We start from the raw sequence: 19,140 nt of genomic DNA on the forward strand, positions 1-19,140 counted from the left end.
GAGCACGATCCGGCGGTTCCGCCCCGGGCCCGGCCGGGCGGGAGGCGCGGGGCGGCCCCGCACCGTGCCTCCCGTCCGGCGGTCCCGCCCCCGCCTACGCGGCCGGCGCCTGCTCGGGCACGTTCGCGCCGTAGATCGCCGTGAGGATCGACTCCACCCAGTCGATGAGCGCATCGTCCGGCAGCGGCTCGCCGTTCCGTTTCGGGAGCGGGATGCTCGTCGCGTTCTGCTGGGCGAACCACCGCGACCCCGGGAACATGCGGGTGAGCCGGACCTGCTGGGAATCGGCGAGCTCCTTGCCCGCGACCCGGAGGTTCGACCCCATCACGACGACGTCGGACAGGCCGACCTGCTGCGCCATGCGCCGGAGCCGCGAGACCTCGATGAGCGTCGTGACCGCCTTCGGGGGCGTGCCGTACCGGTCGGTGAGCTCGTCGAGCACCATGTCGATCGCGGCGTCCTGCGCCGAAGGAGCCGACGCGGCCGAGAGCTTCTGGTACGCCTCGAGCCGGAGACGCTCGCTCTCGACGTAGTCGTCGGGGATGCGGGCGTCGACCGGGAGCTCGAGGCGGAGTTCCGTCTGCCCCTCGGCGACGTCGCCGCGGAACTGCCCGACGGCCTCGCCGATCATCCGGAGGTAGAGGTCGAACCCGACCCCCGCGATGTGACCGGACTGTTCGCCACCGAGCAGGTTGCCCGCTCCGCGGAGCTCGAGGTCCTTGAGGGCGACCTGCATGCCCGCACCGAGCTCGTTGTTCGCCGCGATGGTCTCGAGGCGGTCCTGCGCGGTCTCGGACAGGGGCTTGTCGGCGTCGTAGAGGAAGTACGCGTACCCGCGCTCGCGCCCGCGGCCGACACGACCCCGGAGCTGGTGCAGCTGCGACAGCCCGTACTTGTCGGCGCGGTCGATGATGAGGGTGTTCGCGTTCGCGATGTCGAGGCCGGTCTCGATGATCGTGGTCGACACGAGGACGTCGAACTTGCGCTCCCAGAAGTCGACCATCACCTGCTCGAGGGCCTGCTCGGACATCTGGCCGTGCGCGACCGCGATCCGGGCCTCGGGCACGATCTCGGCGAGGTGCGCGGCGGTGCCCTGGATGTCCTTGACGCGGTTGTGCACGTAGAACACCTGGCCCTCGCGGAGCAGCTCCCGCCGGATCGCCGCCGCGACCTGCATGTCCGACTGCGGCCCGACGAAGGTCAGGATCGGATGGCGGTCCTCGGGCGGGGTGGCGAGGGTCGACATCTCGCGGATGCCGGTCACGGCCATCTCGAGTGACCGCGGGATCGGGGTCGCGCTCATGGCGAGGACGTCAACGTTCGTCTTGAGCTTCTTGAGCTGGTCCTTGTGCTCGACGCCGAAGCGCTGTTCCTCGTCGATGATCACGAGGCCGACGTCCTTGAACTGCACCTGCTGGGACAGGATGCGGTGCGTCCCGATCACGATGTCGACCGTGCCGTCGGCGAGGCCCGCGATGGTCTCCTTGGATTCCTTCTCGGTCTGGAACCGGCTCAGGGCGCGCAGGTGCACGGGGAACCCGGCGAAGCGTTCCTGGAAGGTCTCGAAGTGCTGGCGGACCAGCAGCGTGGTCGGCACGAGGACCGCGACCTGCTTGCCGTCCTGCACGGCCTTGAACGCGGCGCGGATCGCGACCTCGGTCTTGCCGTAGCCGACGTCGCCGGACAGCAGGCGGTCCATCGGGATCGGCCGCTCCATGTCGGCCTTGATCTCGTCGATCGTGGTGAGCTGATCGGGCGTCTCGGCGAACGGGAAGGCTTCTTCGAGCTCGCGCTGCCAGGGGGTGTCCGGCCCGAAAGCGTGGCCCTTCGACGCCATCCGCGCCGAGTAGAGCTTGACGAGCTCCACCGCGATGTCGCGGACCGCCTTGCGCGCCTTGCTCTTGGCCGACGCCCAGTCGCTGCCGCCCATCTTGCTCAGCGTCGGGGCCTCGCCGCCGACGTAGCGCGAGAGCTGGTCGAGCTGGTCCGTCGGCACGTAGAGCTTGTCGCCCGGGTACCCGCGCTTCGATGGCGCGTACTCGAGCACGAGGTACTCGCGCTGCGTCTTGACCGCGTTCCGACCACCCGACGAGACCTCGCGCGAGACGAGCTCGACGAACTTGCCGATCCCGTGCGTGGTGTGCACGACGACGTCACCCGGCTTGAGCTGCAGCGGGTCGACGACGTTCTTCCGGCGGCTGGCGAGCTTCTTCACCTGCCGGGCTCCCTGCTGGGCGCTCCGGCCGTAGAACTCGGCCTCGGACATCACGAGCAGGCGGAGCTCCGGCACGGCGAACCCGTGCTCGACCGACGCGGTCGTGAGCAACACGGCGCCGGGCTCCGGAGGCTCGGTGACGTCCTCGACCCGGGCGGCGACGCCGGCGTCCGCGAGGACCTGCACGGCACGCTCGACCAGACCGGCGCCCTGCGCGGTGACCACGACGGACCAGCCGTCCCGCGTGCGCTCGGCGACGTGCTCGAGCGCGCCCTCGGCGCTGCCGGTGAAGCTCGGGACGGTCTCGGCGGGCACACGGAGGTAGTCGCCCGCCGACTCGACCGCCTGCTCGTCGGTGAGGTCGGCACCGGAGTCGAACGGCGACACCGTCCACCAGGTGCGGTCGCCACGGGACTGCTTGAGCGCCCCGAGGGACAGGAAGTTGCCGGCATCGAGGTCGATGGGGGCCTGCGCGCCGGCGGTCGCCGCACTCCAGGCGGCCTGCAGGAACTCCTGGTTCGTCTCGGCCAGGCTGTGCGCCCGGGCGACGACACGCTCGGGCGAGAACACCGCGACGACCGCCGAGGACGGCAGGTAGTGGGTGACGGGCACGAGGCGGTCGACCAGAGCGGGCGCGAGGGACTCCATGCCCTCGACCGGGATGCCCTCGGCGATCTTGGCGAGCATCTGGGACAGGCTCGGGAACTCGTGGAGCATCTCGCGCGCCCGCTGCCGGACGCTCTCGCCGAGCAGGAGCTCGCGGCTCGCGGTGAGCTCCACCTGCCCGAGGTCCTCGTCCGTCGAGCGCTGGTCCGCGACGCTGAACGCCTTGATCGCGTCGATCTCGTCGCCGAAGAAGTCGATGCGGACCGGGTGGTCGGCCGTCGGAGGGAAGACGTCGAGGATGCCGCCGCGGACCGCGAACTCGCCACGGCGGGACACGAGGTCGACCCGGGCGTAGGCGAGGTCGACGAGGGCGCCGGCGAGCTGCGTGAGGTCGTTGCCCCGCGAGTTCGTCCGGAGCACCAGGGGTGCCATCGCGGTCATGTTGTCCGCGATGGGCTGGAGCGCGGCACGCACGCTCGCCACGACGACGATCGGCCCACGGGGTTCGCCCCGGTCGGCGGCGGCCTGCCAGTCGGCGAGGCGCCGCAGGGTGTTGATGCGCGTGCCGACCGTCTGCGCGCTCGGGCTCAGGCGCTCGTGCGGCAGGGTCTCCCACGCGGGGAACTCGAGGACCTCGGCCTCGGGCACGTAGCACCGGACGGCGTCACGCACGCCCTCGGCCTCACGCCCGGTGGCGGTGATCACGAAGGCGCACTGCGGGCCGTTCCGCTCGGCGAGCAGTGCCGCCAGCAACGGGACGCGGAGGCCGTCGACGACGGAGAAGTCGGCGTCACGCGGGGCGGCGGCGAGGACACGATCGAACGCGGAGGCGCGCGAGAGCGCAGGGATGATGCCCGAGATCGTCACTCATCCGATGGTACCGGCGCCCTCCGACAGGCGATCCGGCCCACCGCGTGCTGTGGGCGAACGGGAGGGAGATGGGCGGGCGCACACCGAGCCTCCCGGTCGTCCTAGGACGGTCAGGCCGGCGCGTGGAACCGCTGCTGCGCGGCGAGGAGGCCGTCGGTCGCGATCGCCTCGACCGCGTCGGCGGCCTCGGCGAGGAGCGACGGCAGCACCTTGCGCTCGGTCGACGAGAAGTCACGGAGCACGTAGTCGGCCGGGTCCTGCCGACCGGGCGGGCGGCCGATACCGACGCGGACCCGAGCGAACTCGTTCGTCCCGCAGGCCTTGATGATGTCGCGGAGGCCGTTGTGCCCGCCGTGCCCGCCACCGGATTTGAGCCGGAGCGTGTCGAACGGCAGGTCGAGCTCGTCGTGCACGACGACGAGATCGGCGGGCGTCAGACCGTAGAACGACAGGGCAGCCGACACCGGGCCGCCGGACGTGTTCATGAACGACGCGGGCTTGACCAGGATGAGCTTCGGCCCACCCGGGGCCGGGCGGCCCTCGGCGACCTGCGCGGGGGTCTTGTGCTTCCGGAAGGTCGCACCGATCCGCACCGCGAGGTCGTCGAGGACCATCTGTCCGACGTTGTGCCGGTTGCCGGCGTAGTCGGGCCCGGGGTTGCCGAGCCCGACCACGAGCAGCGTTCGTTCCGCCATGGGCGTCGGGAGGCTCGCGGACTACTCCGCGGCGTCCTCGCCGGCCTCGTCGCCCTCGTCACCGGCGCCGCGGGGCGTGCTGATACTGACGACCAGGGCCTCCGGGTCGGTGTCGAGCTCGGCACCCTCGGGGAGCGTGATGTCCGAGGCGTGCAGCTGGGCACCGTCCTCGAGGCCCGTGACGTCGACGACGACGTGCTGCGGGATGTTCGTCGCGAGGACGACCAGCGACAGCGTGGACTCGTCCTGCACGTGGATGGTGCCCGGAGCCGACTCGCCCTCCACGACCACGGGGACCTCGACGGTGACCCGCTCGCCCTGACGGAGCACGACGAGGTCGATGTGCTCGATGATCTGCCGCACCGGGTCACGCTGGACGTCCTTGACGAGGACGAGCTGCGTGGCGCCCTCGATGTCGAGCTCGATGATCGCGTTCGCGCGGCGGACGACGAGCATCGTGTCGTGCCCGGGCAGCGTGACGTGCTGCGGGTCGGTGCCGTGACCGTAGACGACGGCGGGGATCTTGTCGGCGGCGCGGAGCTTGCGTGCCGCGCCCTTGCCGAATGCGGTGCGGTGCTCGGCGGCGAGCTGGTACTGGTCGGCCATGGTGGTGCCTCCTGGGTGGGGACGACCGCCATGCGGCCGTCGTCGGTCAGTGTGTTCGACTCGAACGCGTCACAGCGCCAGGAGGGCCCGTGATCCGGGGCCACCGCCGGTCACCCGCACGGAGCACGGGACCGGATCTCCTACCGCGTCGATCACGGCCGCGCCTGCGCACGGCCCTCGCCGAAGTCCAGTCGGTCACTCTAGCGCATGTCGTGCGCCTCGTCCGCGCCGGGCGTCGGGAGCGCGGTCACGAACGCGTCGACCGCGGCGAACGTGGCGTCGGCGCGCTCGAGCTGCGGCAGGTGGCCCGCCGCCTCGACCACGACGAACCGCGCGTCGGGCAACGCATCCGCGAGCGCCGCCCCGTACGCGGGGGTGACGATGCGGTCACTGTCACCCCACAGGACGAGCGCCGGGACCCGCACGTCGGCGAGCCGGGAGGCGAGGGTCGGGTCGGCCATGGCGGCGGCGCCCGCGTAGGTCCGGAGCGCGACCATGTTCGCCGCCTGGACGCGCCGGCGCTCGTCCGAGAGGGTCGCCGGGTCGAGGTACCCGCGCTCCGGGTCGTGCCAGGCGTACTCCGCCACCCCGCGCGCGTCGAGCGCGAAGAAGTCGCGCACCGGCTCGTCGGGCACCGTCACGCCCACCGCGTCGACGACGACGAGCGCACCGACCGCGTCCGAGCCGCGCTCTGCCGCCTGGACGGCCATCTCGAGCGCGATCCAGCCGCCGAGCGAGTTGCCGACGAGCACGGCGTTCCGGGCGTCGCGCTGCTCGAGCAGGTCGAGGTACACGCCCGCGAGTGCCCGCACCGTGTCGAGGTCGTCCGGACGGTCGGTGCCGTTCCACCCCGGGTGCGTCGGTGCGATGACGTGGTGCGTCTCGGCGAGGTGCGCCACGAAGGGCGCCACCGTCGCGGGGCCGCCGCCGCCGTGCAGCACGAGGGCGAGGGGGCCGTCGGTGCCGCGTTCGTCGAGGGTGATGTCCATGGTGTCGCTCCTGTCTCAACATGTTTATCTAATGCTGCTGATACGGTAGCACCATGACGACGGACCTGCGACGGCTCGGCCGGATGGTGAAACAGGCGCAGTGGCGTGACCACCGTGCGGTCGACGCGGCCCTGCACGGTGTCGGGACGACCCTCGCCCAGTGGGACGCCCTCCGCGCGATCGCCACCCGCCCCGGGGCCTCGGCGCACGCGCTCGCACTCGTGACGTTCCAGAGCGACCAGGCGTTCGGGACCCTCACGACGCGCATGGCCGCGCGGGGGCTCGTCGAGCGCCGTCCCGGGGTGGGCCGCCGGGTTCGGTACGAACTCACCGCCGAGGGTGAACGGCTCCTCGCAGCCGGACAGGAGGCCGCGGACCGGACGCTCGCGACGCTGTTCGCGCCCCTCGACGAGGCGGACCGGGCGGCATTGACGTCGATCCTCGGCCGGCTGCTCGGCGAGGACGACGACGGGGGCAGCGCCGACGGCGATGGTGGTGCCGACGGTGGTGCCAGCGTGGGCTCGGACACGCCGGAGGACGACCGGTAGCAGACGCGGGCTCAGCCCACCTCGCGCCGGTGCGCGCGGGCCCGCCGGAGCGCCGTCCGCGCCTCGTCCGCGCGTTCCTCCGCGGCGTCGCGATCGTCCTCGAGCCGCTGCGTCTCCCGTTCGGCGTCGTCGAGGTCCCGGCGGACCGCGGCGAGTTCCTCCTCGAGGTCGTGCCGGCGCCCCTCGAGGTCACGACGGCGCTGGTCGGCGTCGTCGAGCGCGTCCTCGAGGCGCTCGAGGTCGTCGTCGGCGGTCCGGGCGGCGTCGCGTGCCGCCGCCTCGGCCGTCCGGGCCTCCTGGCGGACGCGGTCGTGGTCGTGGTCGTGGTCGTGGTCGTCGCCCTGCGTCGGACGGGAGGACCGGGGCGCGTCCGCCGGATGGCCACCGGTCGCGCGGCGCGGACGGCCGGTGCCGCCGCGCGGACGGCGTGGCGGCGTGGACTCGGGCTCCGGCTCCGCGTCGGGCTCCGGCCCGGGCTCCGGCTCCGGCTCCGGCTCCGGCTCCGGCTCCGGCTCCGGCTCCGGCTCCGGCTCAGCCTCGGCGCCCTCCCCGTCGATGTCGGGCACCGCCTCGGGCACCGCCACGGCGCCGTCGAGGTCGACCGGCTCGAACCCGACGGCCTCGAGCGCGCGGACGAGCATCCCGGACCGCACGGCAGCACCCGCACGGGGGTCCGCCATGGCCGCCTCGACCGTCGCCCCGACCTGCTCGAGCACGACGTCCGACGGCTCGTGCCCGGCGTCGCGCGCCAGATCGGCCCCGGCGTCCGTGAGCGACGCCACGAGCGAGGCCCGCTCGCGCCGGAGCCGGCTGATCGCCCGCGGGTCGGCGTGCTCCTGCGCAGCGCGGAGCGCCGGTCCGAGGTCGACCGCGTCGTCGAGGGCGCCCTGCGCCGCGAGCAGGTCGACGACCCACGCGGCGGGCGAGGGCTTGCGGAGCGCCCTCACGCCGTCCGACAAGGCCCGGTCACGCTTCCGGAGATCGCGTGCCCGCGCGGTCCGTTCGGCGACGAAGTCCTCGGGGCGTCGCCGGTACAGCTCGCGCGCGACGGCGGCGAGCTGCTCGGGGTCCATGCCGTCGAGTTTGCCCCGCGCCGGGACCGCCGGCTCGCGTGTCACCCGCTGGCTCGCGCCGCATCCACCGCTGCGGACGTCGCCGCCCTGCAAAGGGTGCCCCCCAACCCGGTCGCGAGGCCGTGCGCGACCTGTCCGAGCGAATCGAATCCTGCGAACTCGTACAGGTAATTCGCCTGACCCCCGAACAGGTGACAGGGCGCTCCACGGACCCTCACATCCGCGCCCGACAGTCAACCGGCGTGCCTGAGAATCAGCCGAATCCGGGGGTACGGAAAACCGTTACGTTTCTGGTCGCTCACGACCTTCAGGGAGGAACGAGCCCATGGACAACACGAACCCGACCATGAACGAGACCACGACGAGCGGAACGGACCGCTCGGCCCGACGCCGCGTGCGCTGGGCGCTCCCGGTGACGGTCGCCGCAGTGGCGTCGTCGGTGGCGCTGATGGCATGTGCGCTGCCCCAGGGCGGCACCACCGCCGACGCTGCGACCACCGCCTCCTCGAAGCCGAGTGCCACTGCCGCCCCCGCGGCGGCGTCGCCCGCGCCGACGACGGCCACCCCGGTAGTGCGGGCGGACCTTGCGTCGCCCGCCCCGCGCACCATCACCGCGACCACGGCCGCCGCGAGCGCGTCGGCGGTGCCGGCGTCGGCAGTGACGGCCACGACCGCCGCAGCATCCGGGATCGTGCACGGCAAGGGCATCTCGCCCGGCGGCCTGTACGAGTCGGAGATCAACACGATGTCCGCCAGTGGAGCGCGCTCGGTGTTCCAGGACATGCGCTCCGCGGGCGTGCAGTGGGTCCGGCTCGACTACAACTACGCCGGCAACTCCACCGGGCACGGCGGCGCCTCCGACCAGACGATCACGCAGGCCCGCATGGCGGGTCTCAACGTCGAGGTCATCTTCGGTGACGGCACGGCATCCATGCCGGAATCCGCCGGGTACTCGGCGCAGAACGGCTGGATGACCTACTCGGTGCGGCGCCTCGCGGCCGGGGGCATCCACGACTTCGAGATCGGCAACGAGGTCAACCTCGGCTGGACGTGGGCGGGCGGCCACGCGAACCCCGCTGCGTACGCCGGTCTGCTGCGCGCGGTGTACCCCATCATCCACCAGGCCGACCCGCAGGCCACCGTGCTCATGGCGGGCATGGCACCGTTCGGGCGGCAGGTCTCGGGGAGCGGCCCCCAGGGCAACGACTACAACCCCATCGACTTCATCCGCCAGATGTACTGGAACGGTGCGGCGGGCTGGTTCGACGCCGTCAACCTGCACCCGTACACCTACCCGGTGATGCCGATGACCGCGGACGGCGGCTACAACCTGCTGTCCGTCCTGCCGGACCTGCTCGCCGTCATGCGCCAGTACGGGGACGGTTCGATGCCGATCTGGTGGACCGAGAGCGGCATGCCGACCGGCTCGGACGGCAACTACCCGGCGTTCTCCGTCGCACAGCAGCAGGAGACCATCAAGGAGCTGTACCAGATCGCCGCGCAGTACCCGCAGGTCGGGCCGGTGTTCCTCTACGGCTGGCAGGACGACGGCCAGGACGGCGACTTCGGGCTCTACACCTGGTCACACCAGCGCAAGGCGTCCTTCGACACCTTCGCCGGGATCGCCACCCAGTAGCGACATCGAGCGACGTCCTCCGCGGGGTCACCAGTCGTGCACGGTGCCGTCCGCCAGGCGGTTGTACGGCAGGTACGCCTGCTCGTACGGGTACTTCCCCGCCTCGTCGACGTCGAGGTCCACCCCGATGCCCGGCTGGTCGCCCGGGTGGAGCAGACCGTCCTCGAACGTGAAGGACTGCTGGAACACGGCGTTCGTCCGAGCCCCGTGCTGCATGTACTCCTGGATCCCGAAGTTGTGGATCGCGAGGCCGAGGTGCATCTGGGCCGCCATCCCGACCGGTGAGATGTCGGTCGGCCCGTGGAACCCCGAGCGGATCTGGTACTGCGCGGCGTACTCGACGAGCTTCCGCAGGTGGCTGATCCCGCCGGTGTGGGTGACCGCGCTCCGGACGTAGTCGATGAGTTGCTCGCGGATGATCTGCTGGTAGTCCCAGAGCGAGTTGAACACCTCGCCGATCGCGAGCGGTGTCGTGGTGTGCTGGCGGACGAGCCGGAGGGCCTCGGGGTTCTCGGCTGGGGTGCAGTCCTCGAGCCAGAACAGGTCGTACGGCTCCAGGGACTTGCCGAGCTGCGCGGCCTGGATCGGGGTCATCCGGTGGTGGGCGTCGTGGAGCAGCGGCAGCTCGGGCCCGAACTCGTTCCGCACGGCCTCGAACACGGTGGGCACGTGGCGCAGGTACGACCGGGTGTCCCAGTCCTCCTGCGCCGGCAGGGCCCCGCGCTGCGCGGGCTCGTGGTCGTACCGGACGCCCTGGTCGCCGTCGAGCCGGGCGTTCGACGCGATGCCGTAGATGCTCTTGAGCCCGGGCACGCCGGTCTGCACGCGGATCGACCGGTAGCCCTGCTCCTGGTGTTCCCGGATCGAGTCGAACAGCTCCGGCAGGTCCTTGCCCGACGCGTGTCCGTACGCCATGAGCCCCTCACGCGAGGCGCCGCCGAGCAGCTGGTACAGGGGCATGCCGGCGGCCTTGGCCTTGATGTCCCAGAGCGCGATGTCGACCGCGGCGATGGCGGCCATCGTCACGGGACCGCGACGCCAGTACGCCCCGCGGTACAGGAGCTGCCAGGTGTCCTCGATGCGCGAGGCGTCGCGGTCGATGAGCATCGGCACGACGTGGTCCTGCAGGTACGACACGACGGCGAGCTCTCGGCCGTTCAGCGTCGCGTCCCCGAGACCGGTGATGCCGTCCTCGGTCGTGAGCTTCAGGGTGGTGAAGTTCCGGTCCGGGCTCGTCACCACGACCTCGGCCTTCGTGATGCGCATCCCCCGCGCACCCCGGGTGGAGCTCGTGGAGGGGAGGTCGGTGGCGGTCATGCGGTCGCTCCTCGTGTCGGATCGACGGCCTCGTCGCCGTCGTCGGTGTCCATCATGGTCCTGATGCGGGTCGCCGCCGCGGTGATCGCGGACACAACGGGGACGGTGTCGAGGTCCGGGTCGAGCACCGCCAGCACGTCGTGCACGTCGGCGTCCGGGGCGGGGGCGCCGTCGTCCGACACGAGGTCGGCCTGCAGGGCGCAGTGCAGCCACCACGCCGCGACGACCGTCGCCGTGCCGGGTCCGACGCCGGCGTCCGGATCGCGAGCGAGTCGCCGTCGCAGGGGGTCGACGATCCGCACGGGGAGCTTGCGCGACCCGTCGCTCGCGATCTGTCGCAGCGTGTGACGGATCCGCGGGTTCGCCCACCGCTCGAGCATCGCCGCACGCGCGGCGACGATCTCGTCGGCCGGGAGGCGCACCTCGGCTCCGGCCTCGTCCCACAGCTGGTCGACGCGGCCGCGGCAGCGCGGGTCGGCGATCGCTTCGGCCACCGTCGTGTGCCCGAGCAGGAGGCCGAGGTAGGCGAGCAGCGAGTGCGCGGCGTTGAGGAGCCACAGCTTCCGCTGCTCGTACGGCTCGACGTCGTCGACGATGCGGACCCCGGCACGCTCCCATGGCGGCCGGTCCCCCGCGAAGCGGTCGGCGAGGACCCACTCGGCGAACGGCTCGGTGACGACCGGCACGCGGTCGTCGGGCACCGCGCCGGGCAGCTCCTGGACGGCGGCGCGGTCCTCGTCGGTCGTGGCCGGGGTGATCCGGTCGACCATGGCGTCGGGGAACGTGACGTTCCGGTCGATCCAGGCGAGGAGGTCCGGATCCGCCCCGACGGCCTCCCGCACGGCACCGGCGAGGACCCGGCCGTTCCCGGCGAGGTTGTCGAGGCTGACGAGCGTGAGGGGGCCGCCCGCCGCGGTCGCCCGCGCCCGGAGGCCGTCGACGAGCCGGTCCGCGACGCCGGACCCCGGCCGGTAGCCGGCCTCGGTGACGGTGAGCGTGACGATCGCCGTCGTCGGGGACGCGAGGGCGGTCCTCCAGGCCGATGTGTCGGACCCGGGGTGCGCGGCGACGACGACGTCCATGGCGGTCGCGGTGTCGCCGTCGGCCGCGCGCTCGACGAGCGTGTACCGGCAGTCCTGCGCCGCGAGCGTGGTGGCGGCGTCGGGTGACCGCCCGGTGAAGCCGACGATGCCCCAGGCGCGTCCGTCGTCGTCGGTGCCGGCGCGTTGCGTGTACCAGGCGAGGTGGGCGCGGGCGAACGCACCGATCCCCAGGTGGACGATGCCCGGTCGGCGGTCGGGTGTGGTGCCGCCCGTCACGGGGTGTCCGTCGACACGAGCGAGCGGAGGAACGCGAGGTCGTCGGCCGTGCGGTCCACGAGGGGCAGCTCGGTCGAGAAGTCCTCGACCGTGACCCAGCCGTCGTACCCGACGGTCCGCAGGTCGGCGAGGTAGTCCGCGACGGACTCCTGCCCGGTCCGGAGCGTCGCCCACTCGTGCACCCACACCGTGCTGCCGTCCGCGCGTCGGTCGTCGGTCGGCACCCAGCGGACGTTCTTGACGTGCACGTGCGCCAGGTAGGGGCCGAGCAGCTCGAAGGCGGCGAGGTGGTCCTCACGTCCCTCGATGACGAGGTTGCCGAGGTCGTGGATGACCCCGACGTGCGCGGGGTCGAGACCGTCGACGAGCCGGAGCGCCGCGGACGCCGACGCGGTGATCGTGCCGTGGTGGAGCTCGACGAGCGCCTGCACGCCGAGCTCCGCGGCCCGCGCGGCGATCCACTCGAGGTCGGCGCGCGTGCGGTCGAACAGCTGCGGGTACGGGGTGCCCGTCCGGGTGTGCGGCATCGTGACCCGGACGCGCTCGGCCCCGAGCCCCGCGGTGGCCCGGAGCATCCGCAGGACCGCGTCGTGGTCCGACGCCTGCTGGTACCCGCCGATGCCGGAGTACGCGAGCCCCGAGCCGGCGGTGACGCGCGCGATCTGCCCGAGCTGGTCCTCCAGGCCCGTGAACGGCCAGGTGGCACGGTTGCCGGCCCAGAACCCCGGTGCGCCCTGGGCGTCCGGTTGGTCCGTGACGCGCCACTCGACGCCGTCCCAGCCCTGCGCGGCGAGCATCGACACGGCCTGCTCGGGGACCCACTCCGGCGTCGCCGCCGTGAACACCGAGAACCTCATGCGAGCACGCTCCCCGGGCCCGGCCCGACCATGGGTTCGACGTCGTCGTACCGGCCGCTCAGGACGTCGTCGACACGCACCGGCACGCCGAGCGTCGCCGACACGTACAGGGCCCGCACGGTCGCCAGGGACAGCAGGGCGGCCTCGACCGTCACCCCGGGCTCGCGCCCGTCGCGGATCGCGTCGACGAGGTCGTCGTACTGCCGAGCGTGGCCGTGGAGGAACGCATCCGGCTCCGACGGGCCGCCGACGACGTGCTCGGGCGGCACCACCTCGGCCCGTTGGTCCGTGGCACCCGCGACGGCCTGGGCGCCGCTCGTCGTCGACGCGGACACCAGGGCCGCGTCGTCGGGCGCCATGTGGAAGAAGGCGAGTCGGTCGTCGTCGACGATCGCCGAACCGCGCGTGCCGTGCACCTGGTACCGCGCGGACAGCCCCGGGTAGGCGGCCGTCGTGCAGTGGACGACGGCGAGGGCGCCACCGTCGAACAGGACCGTCGCGACCGCGGTGTCCTCGACCTCGATCCGCTCGTGGGCGAGTCGACCGGTACGCGCCGACACCTCGACCGGACGCCCGAGCGTCCAGACGAGCAGGTCGACGGTGTGCACACCCTGGTTCATGACCGCGCCACCGCCGTCGAGCGCCCAGGTACCCCGCCAGTCGCCGGAGTCGTAGTAGCCCTGCGAGCGGTACCAGGCGACGCTCGCGACGCCGCTCGTGAGGGTGCCGAACCCGCCCGAGTGCGCGGCCCGGGCCACCGCGACCGAGGCCGGGTCGAACCGGTGCTGGCTCACGACGGACACGACGAGCCCCCGGTCGCGAGCGGACGCGGCGAGCGCCGCGAGCTTCCGTGCCCGCGGGATCGTCGTGTCGAGCGGCTTCTCGATGAGGACGTGCTTGCCGGCCGCGATCGCCGCGGTCGCGAGGTCGACGTGCATCCCGGACGGCGAGCAGATCGCGACGATGTCGATCGCCACGGCGTCGACGGCCTCGCGGATGGTCGTCGCCGTCAGGGGTCGCTGCACGCCGGTCGCGGTGATCTCGTCCGCCAGGGCCACGGCCGCCGCGGGGACGGCGTCGACGAGGGCGACGAGGTCGAGGTCCGGGTGCTGTGCGGCGACACGGGCGTGGTGCTGGCCGATGACGCCCGCGCCGACGACGGCGAGGCGGAGCGGTGGGGCCGCGTCGGTGGGGCTGGTGCTCATCGCAGGGTGACTCCGATCTGTCGCGTGAGGTCCCGGAACGCGCGGGCGGCACGACCGAACGCGGCCGGTCCGCTCGATCCGCCGAGCCGGGTGGCACTCGCCAGGTGGGGCTCGAGGGAGGCGTGGCCCTCGTACCCGGCGTCGCGGAGCGCCGTCAGGGTCTCGCGGAGTTCGCCGTCGCCCTCGCCCGCGGGGACGACCGTGCCGTCGGCGGCCAGGGCGTCCTTGACCTGGAGGTAGACGACGTACGGGGCGAGGAGGCCCCAGCCGTCGGTGAACGGGCGCACCCCGCACTGGACGTAGTTCGCGTTGTCCCAGGCCAGGCGGAGCGCGTCCGATCCGACGGACTCCACCACGTCGAGCACCCGCTCGGGGACGTCGCCGTAGATGTCCTTCTCGTTCTCGTGCAGCAGTCGGACGCCCTCGCGCTCGGCGACGTCGGCGAGGGCCCGCATCCGCGTGAGGACCGCGTCGCGGACGTCCTCGGGGGTCTGCTCGGGCGACCGGTAGAACGAGAAGACCCGGATGTCCCGGGTCCCGAGGGCGTGCGCGGCGGCGATCGCCCGCTCGAGCCGCGCGACCTCGTGCTCGACGGGCAGGCCGACGTCGACCTTGCCGATCGGGGAGGCGACGGCCGAGACGGACTGGCCCCGGTCCTCCAGGAGGCGGTGCAGGCCGGCGAGCTGGTCCTCGTCGAGGTCCACGACGTTGACGCCCCACGCGCTGCGGACCTCGATCGCGCTCGCGCCGAGGGCCTGGAGCACGGCGACCTGGACGACCGGGTCGTCGTCGATCTCGTCGCCGAACCCGGAGAGGGTCCAGGCGGGTGCCTCGGTCATGTCGTCCTCCACGCCTCATGCTGGACCGGTCGGGATGCGGCACCGCGGAGGGTCCGCACCGACCCGTGTCGATGCTGCCGCTGTGGCAACGGTGTGGCAACCCGTTGCCATCGCGTTGCCACGGGCCCTACGGTCGGTGGCACGACCGAGCGCGCGAGGAGGCCGCCACGTCCGAGATCCAGGAGCCCCGCCGCGTGACGATCCGGGACGTCGCGCGGGCGGCTGCGGTCGCGCCCTCCACGGTCTCGCGGGCACTGGCCCGGCCGGGCCGCGTCAACGCCGCGACGCGCACCCGCATCGAGGCCGCCGCACGGGCCCTCGGGTACACGCCCCCGCGCAGCGAACGCGGCACCCGGGACGTCGGGGCGGTCGCGGTCGTCGTGCCGGACGTGACGAACCCGTTCTTCTTCGACGTGATCCGCGGGGCACAGCACCGGCTCGCCGCGGCCGGCCGGACCCAGCTGCTCGTGGACACCGAGGAGTCCGCGGCGACCGAGGCAGCCACCCTCGGCGCGATCGCGTCGCGGGTGGACGGCGCGGTGCTCGCCGCCTCGCGCCTGAGCGACGGCGAGATCGCACGGTTCGCGGGCCTCCTGCCGGTCGTCGTCCTGAACCGGCGCGTGCCGTCCGTGTCGAGCGTGCTCATCGACACACCGGGCGGGGTCGGGCGGGCGCTCGAGCACCTCGTCTCGCTCGGACACCGGCACGTGCTGTACGTCGGCGGCCCCGAGACCTCGTGGTCGAACGAGCGACGGTGGCGGGCGCTCGTCGCCGCCGCCGCGCGGCTGCGCGTCCGGGTCGACACGGCTGGGCCGTTCGCGCCGGTCGTCGACTCCGGTGCGGCCGCCGCGGACGCCGCCGTCACCGCCGGGGTCACCGCGTGCATCGCGTTCAACGACCTCATCGCGATCGGGATGCTGCGCCGCCTGCGGGAGCGGTCGGTGCGCGTGCCCGTCGACATGAGCGTCGTCGGGTGCGACGACATCTTCGGCGCCGACTTCTGCGATCCGCCGCTCACCACCATGACGTCGCCCATCGAGCAGGCCGGACGCGTCGCCGTGACGATGCTGCTGCGGCGCATCGGCGGCGATGTCCCGACCGACGCCGACGCCGCCCCCGTCGCGGAGCACCCGACGGACTCGGTCGCCCTGCCCACCCACCTGACCGTCCGCGGGTCGACCGGGCCCGCCCCCGGCACCGAACGGAGTCCCGCATGACGAGCACCGACGCCCCCGCCGACACCGGCCGACCGATGGTCCCGCACCCCGACCGGCTGTTCCCCGCCGACCCGACGACGCGGTCCGTCGCCCGCCGCCTGTACGACGAGGTCGCCGAGGCCCCGATCCTGTCACCGCACGGACACGTGCCCGCCGAGGTGCTCGCCGACGACGAACCGTTCCCCGACCCGGCCGCGCTGCTCGTCACCCCGGACCACTACGTGCTCCGCCTGCTCCACGCCAACGGGGTGCCGCTCGACGCGCTCGGGCGCGCGCCGGTCCACGGGACGGGTGTCGTGCCTCCCGGCCGTGCCGTCTGGCGGACGCTCGCCGAGCACTGGGACGACTTCCTGGCCACCCCGGTGCGCGCGTGGTTCGAGACCGAGCTGCACGACGTGTTCGGGCTGACGGAGGAGCCGTCCGGCGCGAACGCCGACGCCCAGTACGACCGACTGGCCACGGCCCTCCGCGACCCCGGGATGCGCCCCCGCGCACTGTTCGACCGGTTCCGGATCGCGGTGCTCGCGACGACCGACGACCCGACGTCCGACCTCGCCGCGCACGCCCGACTGGCGGCCGACCCGGCCTTCTCCGGGCGGGTCATCCCGACGTTCCGCGCCGACGCCGTCTTCGACCCGTCCCGCCCGGACTGGAGGGACGTGGTCGCGCGGATCGGCGAGGCCGCCGGCATCGACACGGGGACGCACGCCGGGTTGCTCGAGGCGCTCCGGGCCCGCCGCCGGTACTTCGTCGAACACGGTGCGACCGCGACCGACACGGGGGTCCTCGACGCCGGGTCCACGCCGCTGTCCCCGGTGGACCGGGAGCGCATCCACGCCGCCGCGCTCCGGGGGCCGACCGCGCTCACCCCGGACGAGGCCACCGCGTACCGCCACGACATGCTGTACCGCTGGGCCGAGATGTCCTGCGACGACGGCCTCGTCATGCAGTTGCACGCGGGCGTGCACCGGGACCACCACCGGCCGTCGTTCGAGCGGTACGGGTCCGACGCCGGCCACGACCTGCCTGCGGTCGGCGGGTTCACCGCGCCGCTCCGCCCCCTGCTCGAGACGTTCGGCACCGTGCCGGGGTTCCACCTCGTGCTGTTCACCGTCGACGAGACCGTGTTCTCGCGCGAGGTCGGGCCGCTCGCGGGCTTCTACCCGGCCGTGTACGCCGGTGCGCCGTGGTGGTTCCTCGACACCCCCGGGGCGATGCGGCGGTTCCGCGAGGCCGTGACGGACTCGGCGTCGTTCGCCAAGACCTCCGGGTTCATCGACGACACCCGGGCGTTCTGCTCGATCCCCGCGCGGCACGACACCGCCCGGCGCGTCGACGCGGCGTACCTGGCCGACCTCGTGGTGACGCACCGGATCTCCGAGGAGGCCGCGGTGCGGACGGCGCACCGGCTGGTGTCGGACATCCCGCGCGAGGTCTTCAAGCTCTGACCGGGCCGTGCCGGCCGGCCGCCGCCCGCCGACCCCCTCTCGCCCGCCCCCAACCATGAGATCGCAGTCGTTGCCGTTCTGAGGGGGGTCAGAACGGCAACGACTGCGATCTCACGGCCCCAGGTGGGGGGGCGGGGGGCGGCTACCGGGAGATGACCCTCGGGTCCGTCTCGTCGACGTCGACCGGGACGGCCGGGGCCTGCTCCTGCCGGGACACCGCACCGCGGCCGGTCAGGAACGTGCCGAGGAACCCGATCACGAGCGCGACGACCACGCCGAGGTTCGCGTACGCCCAGGCGCCCTGGGTCCCGCCGAGCCCGAACGGGCCGAGCAGGTACCCCTGCCAGGACAGCCAGCCAGCGGCGGTGTTCGTGACGAGCCCCCAGCCGACGGCCGTGGCCACGACGAGGATCGCGATGCTGTCCCACCGGACGTCGCCGTACCGCCCGCGGCGCGTGAACAGCTCCCGCTCGGCGTAGTCCCGCTTGCGGAGCACGAGGTCCGCGATGAAGATGCCCGCCCAGGCCGCGATCGGCACGCCGAGGGTGATGAGGAAGCCCTGGAACACGGTGATGAAGCTCCCCGAGACGAACACGATGTAGATCGTGCCGAGGGTCATGATCACGCCGTCGACGCCGACCGCGACCGGCCGCGAGACCCTGAGCCCGGCGTTGAGCAGTGCGAGCCCGGACGAGTAGATGTCCATGATCGCGCCGGACACGATGCCGAGGACCGCGGTGACGACGAACGGCACGAGGAACCAGGTCGGCAGGATCCCGGCGAGCGCCCCGACGGGGTCGGTCCCGATCGCGGACTCGAGGTGCTTCGAGGACCCCGACACGAGCAGGCCGAAGACGAGCAGGACGGCGGGGCCGAGCGACGAGCCGAACGTCGTCCAGAACACGACGCCGCCGCTCGAGGCGCTCCGGGGCAGGTAGCGGGAGTAGTCGGCGGCCGCGTTCACCCAGCCGAGCCCGAACCCGGTCATGACGAACAGGAGCGCGCCGATCACGGCGGGCCCGTTCCCGGACGGCATCGCCATGACCTTCCCGAGGTCGACGTGCCCCGCGGCGAACACGATGTAGAGCACGGTGAGCACGCCCGCGATGATCGTGATCCACCGCTGGAGGCGCATGATGAGCTCGAACCCGAGCGTGCCGCCGAGGACGATGAGGGCGATGACGACGACGAGGGCCGCCACCTTCGTCACGACACCGCCGCCCCAGCCGAGGCGGTCGAACACGGTCGCGGTCGCGAGCACGGCCACCGCGGCGAGCGAGGTCTCCCACCCGACCGTCAGGATCCAGGACACGACGGACGGGAGGCGGTTCCCCCGCACCCCGAACACGCTGCGGCTCAGGGTCATGGTCGGGGCGGACCCTCGTTTGCCGGCGAGCGCGCTGAGCCCGCAGAGCACGTACGACAGCACGACGCCGAGGACGACGACGACCGTCGCCTGCCAGAACGAGATCCCGAACCCGAGGACGTACGCGCCGTAGCTGACGCCGAGGACACTCACGTTGCCCGCGAACCACGGCCAGAACAGGTCGCGCGGCTTGCCGCGCCGCTCGTGCTCGGCGATCTCGTTGATGCCGTTGCGCTCGACCGAGAGCGCGGATGCCGGGCTCGTGGTCGTGTCGTCGATGGTGCTCACGGTGCTCCTTCGGGGAGGGTGGTGCCGGAGGGGACGGGCGGAGAGG

At 73.0% G+C, this 19,140-nt stretch carries 16 protein-coding genes; 4 read left to right on the plus strand and 12 right to left on the minus strand.

All coding sequences use genetic code 11. The annotated features are described in order from the left end of the window. Positions 1 to 94 precede the first annotated feature (94 nt). From mfd to DEI82_RS08895, 4 genes are all read right to left on the minus strand, one after another. Positions 95 to 3,688: a transcription-repair coupling factor gene (gene mfd, locus DEI82_RS08880; protein WP_111036532.1), complete on the minus strand. Its 3,594-nt coding sequence runs from the start codon at positions 3,686 to 3,688 to the stop codon at positions 95 to 97. A 113-nt stretch (positions 3,689 to 3,801) separates the two neighbouring features. Continuing rightward, positions 3,802 to 4,386, minus strand: a complete 585-nt coding sequence (pth, locus tag DEI82_RS08885; RefSeq protein ID WP_111027645.1) for an aminoacyl-tRNA hydrolase — start codon at positions 4,384 to 4,386, stop codon at positions 3,802 to 3,804. 21 nt (positions 4,387 to 4,407) lie between these two features. Beyond that, positions 4,408 to 4,992: a 50S ribosomal protein L25/general stress protein Ctc gene (locus DEI82_RS08890; protein WP_111011437.1), complete on the minus strand. Its 585-nt coding sequence runs from the start codon at positions 4,990 to 4,992 to the stop codon at positions 4,408 to 4,410. Positions 4,993 to 5,192: 200 nt separating this feature from the next. Further along, positions 5,193 to 5,981, minus strand: coding sequence for an alpha/beta fold hydrolase (locus tag DEI82_RS08895; RefSeq protein WP_111014245.1), 789 nt, complete (start codon positions 5,979 to 5,981; stop codon positions 5,193 to 5,195). Positions 5,982 to 6,034: 53 nt separating this feature from the next. Between DEI82_RS08895 and DEI82_RS08900 the strand changes: the two genes are divergently transcribed. Further along, positions 6,035 to 6,529, plus strand: coding sequence for a MarR family winged helix-turn-helix transcriptional regulator (locus DEI82_RS08900; RefSeq protein ID WP_111036533.1), 495 nt, complete (start codon positions 6,035 to 6,037; stop codon positions 6,527 to 6,529). An 11-nt stretch (positions 6,530 to 6,540) separates the two neighbouring features. On the opposite strand, the gene DEI82_RS16225 is transcribed toward DEI82_RS08900, so the two are convergent. Next, positions 6,541 to 7,602 (minus strand): hypothetical protein, encoded by a 1,062-nt coding sequence (locus tag DEI82_RS16225; RefSeq protein WP_181435162.1) that lies wholly within the window; start codon positions 7,600 to 7,602, stop codon positions 6,541 to 6,543. Positions 7,603 to 7,884: 282 nt separating this feature from the next. After that, the gene (locus tag DEI82_RS08910) at positions 7,885 to 8,271 is read right to left on the minus strand and encodes a hypothetical protein (RefSeq protein WP_111036534.1); all 387 of its coding nucleotides are present in this window, start codon (positions 8,269 to 8,271) and stop codon (positions 7,885 to 7,887) included. On the opposite strand from DEI82_RS08910, the gene DEI82_RS08915 reads away from it, so the two are divergent. Further along, positions 8,261 to 9,238, plus strand: coding sequence for a hypothetical protein (locus DEI82_RS08915; protein WP_111036535.1), 978 nt, complete (start codon positions 8,261 to 8,263; stop codon positions 9,236 to 9,238). The two genes, DEI82_RS08910 and DEI82_RS08915, sit on opposite strands and share 11 nt — an antisense overlap. Before the next feature lie 27 nt (positions 9,239 to 9,265). Here the strand turns inward: DEI82_RS08915 and manD are convergent, their stop codons facing one another. The 5 genes from manD to DEI82_RS08940 are packed head-to-tail and all read right to left on the minus strand — an operon-like array spanning position 9,266 to position 14,775. Beyond that, positions 9,266 to 10,504 carry a D-mannonate dehydratase ManD gene (gene manD, locus DEI82_RS08920; protein WP_111036554.1) on the minus strand — a complete coding sequence of 413 codons (1,239 nt, stop codon included), beginning with the start codon at positions 10,502 to 10,504 and terminating at the stop codon, positions 9,266 to 9,268. Positions 10,505 to 10,551: 47 nt separating this feature from the next. Further along, complete coding sequence (locus DEI82_RS08925; protein ID WP_111036536.1) at positions 10,552 to 11,874, minus strand: mannitol dehydrogenase family protein; 1,323 nt, start codon at positions 11,872 to 11,874, stop codon at positions 10,552 to 10,554. Beyond that, positions 11,871 to 12,731 (minus strand): sugar phosphate isomerase/epimerase, encoded by an 861-nt coding sequence (locus DEI82_RS08930; protein WP_111036537.1) that lies wholly within the window; start codon positions 12,729 to 12,731, stop codon positions 11,871 to 11,873. Before DEI82_RS08930 ends, DEI82_RS08925 begins: the two co-directional genes overlap by 4 nt. Further along, complete coding sequence (locus DEI82_RS08935) at positions 12,728 to 13,936, minus strand: Gfo/Idh/MocA family protein (protein WP_111036538.1); 1,209 nt, start codon at positions 13,934 to 13,936, stop codon at positions 12,728 to 12,730. Before DEI82_RS08935 ends, DEI82_RS08930 begins: the two co-directional genes overlap by 4 nt. Continuing rightward, positions 13,933 to 14,775, minus strand: coding sequence for a sugar phosphate isomerase/epimerase (locus DEI82_RS08940; RefSeq protein WP_111036555.1), 843 nt, complete (start codon positions 14,773 to 14,775; stop codon positions 13,933 to 13,935). Before DEI82_RS08940 ends, DEI82_RS08935 begins: the two co-directional genes overlap by 4 nt. A 194-nt stretch (positions 14,776 to 14,969) precedes the next feature. Between DEI82_RS08940 and DEI82_RS08945 the strand changes: the two genes are divergently transcribed. Next, positions 14,970 to 15,992, plus strand: coding sequence for a LacI family DNA-binding transcriptional regulator (locus tag DEI82_RS08945; RefSeq protein ID WP_309146645.1), 1,023 nt, complete (start codon positions 14,970 to 14,972; stop codon positions 15,990 to 15,992). Next, entirely contained in the window at positions 15,989 to 17,440 is a 1,452-nt protein-coding gene (uxaC, locus tag DEI82_RS08950; protein ID WP_258372016.1) for a glucuronate isomerase, read from the plus strand. The genes DEI82_RS08945 and uxaC overlap by 4 nt, the downstream gene beginning before the upstream one ends. Positions 17,441 to 17,582: 142 nt before the next feature. Here uxaC and DEI82_RS08955 read toward each other — a convergent pair whose 3' ends face one another. Further along, positions 17,583 to 19,094, minus strand: a complete 1,512-nt coding sequence (locus tag DEI82_RS08955) for a cytosine permease (RefSeq protein WP_258372017.1) — start codon at positions 19,092 to 19,094, stop codon at positions 17,583 to 17,585. Positions 19,095 to 19,140: the final 46 nt, after the last annotated feature.

Origin of the sequence: Curtobacterium sp. MCBD17_019 (genome assembly GCF_003234555.1) — a bacterium.
Taxonomy (GTDB): domain Bacteria; phylum Actinomycetota; class Actinomycetes; order Actinomycetales; family Microbacteriaceae; genus Curtobacterium.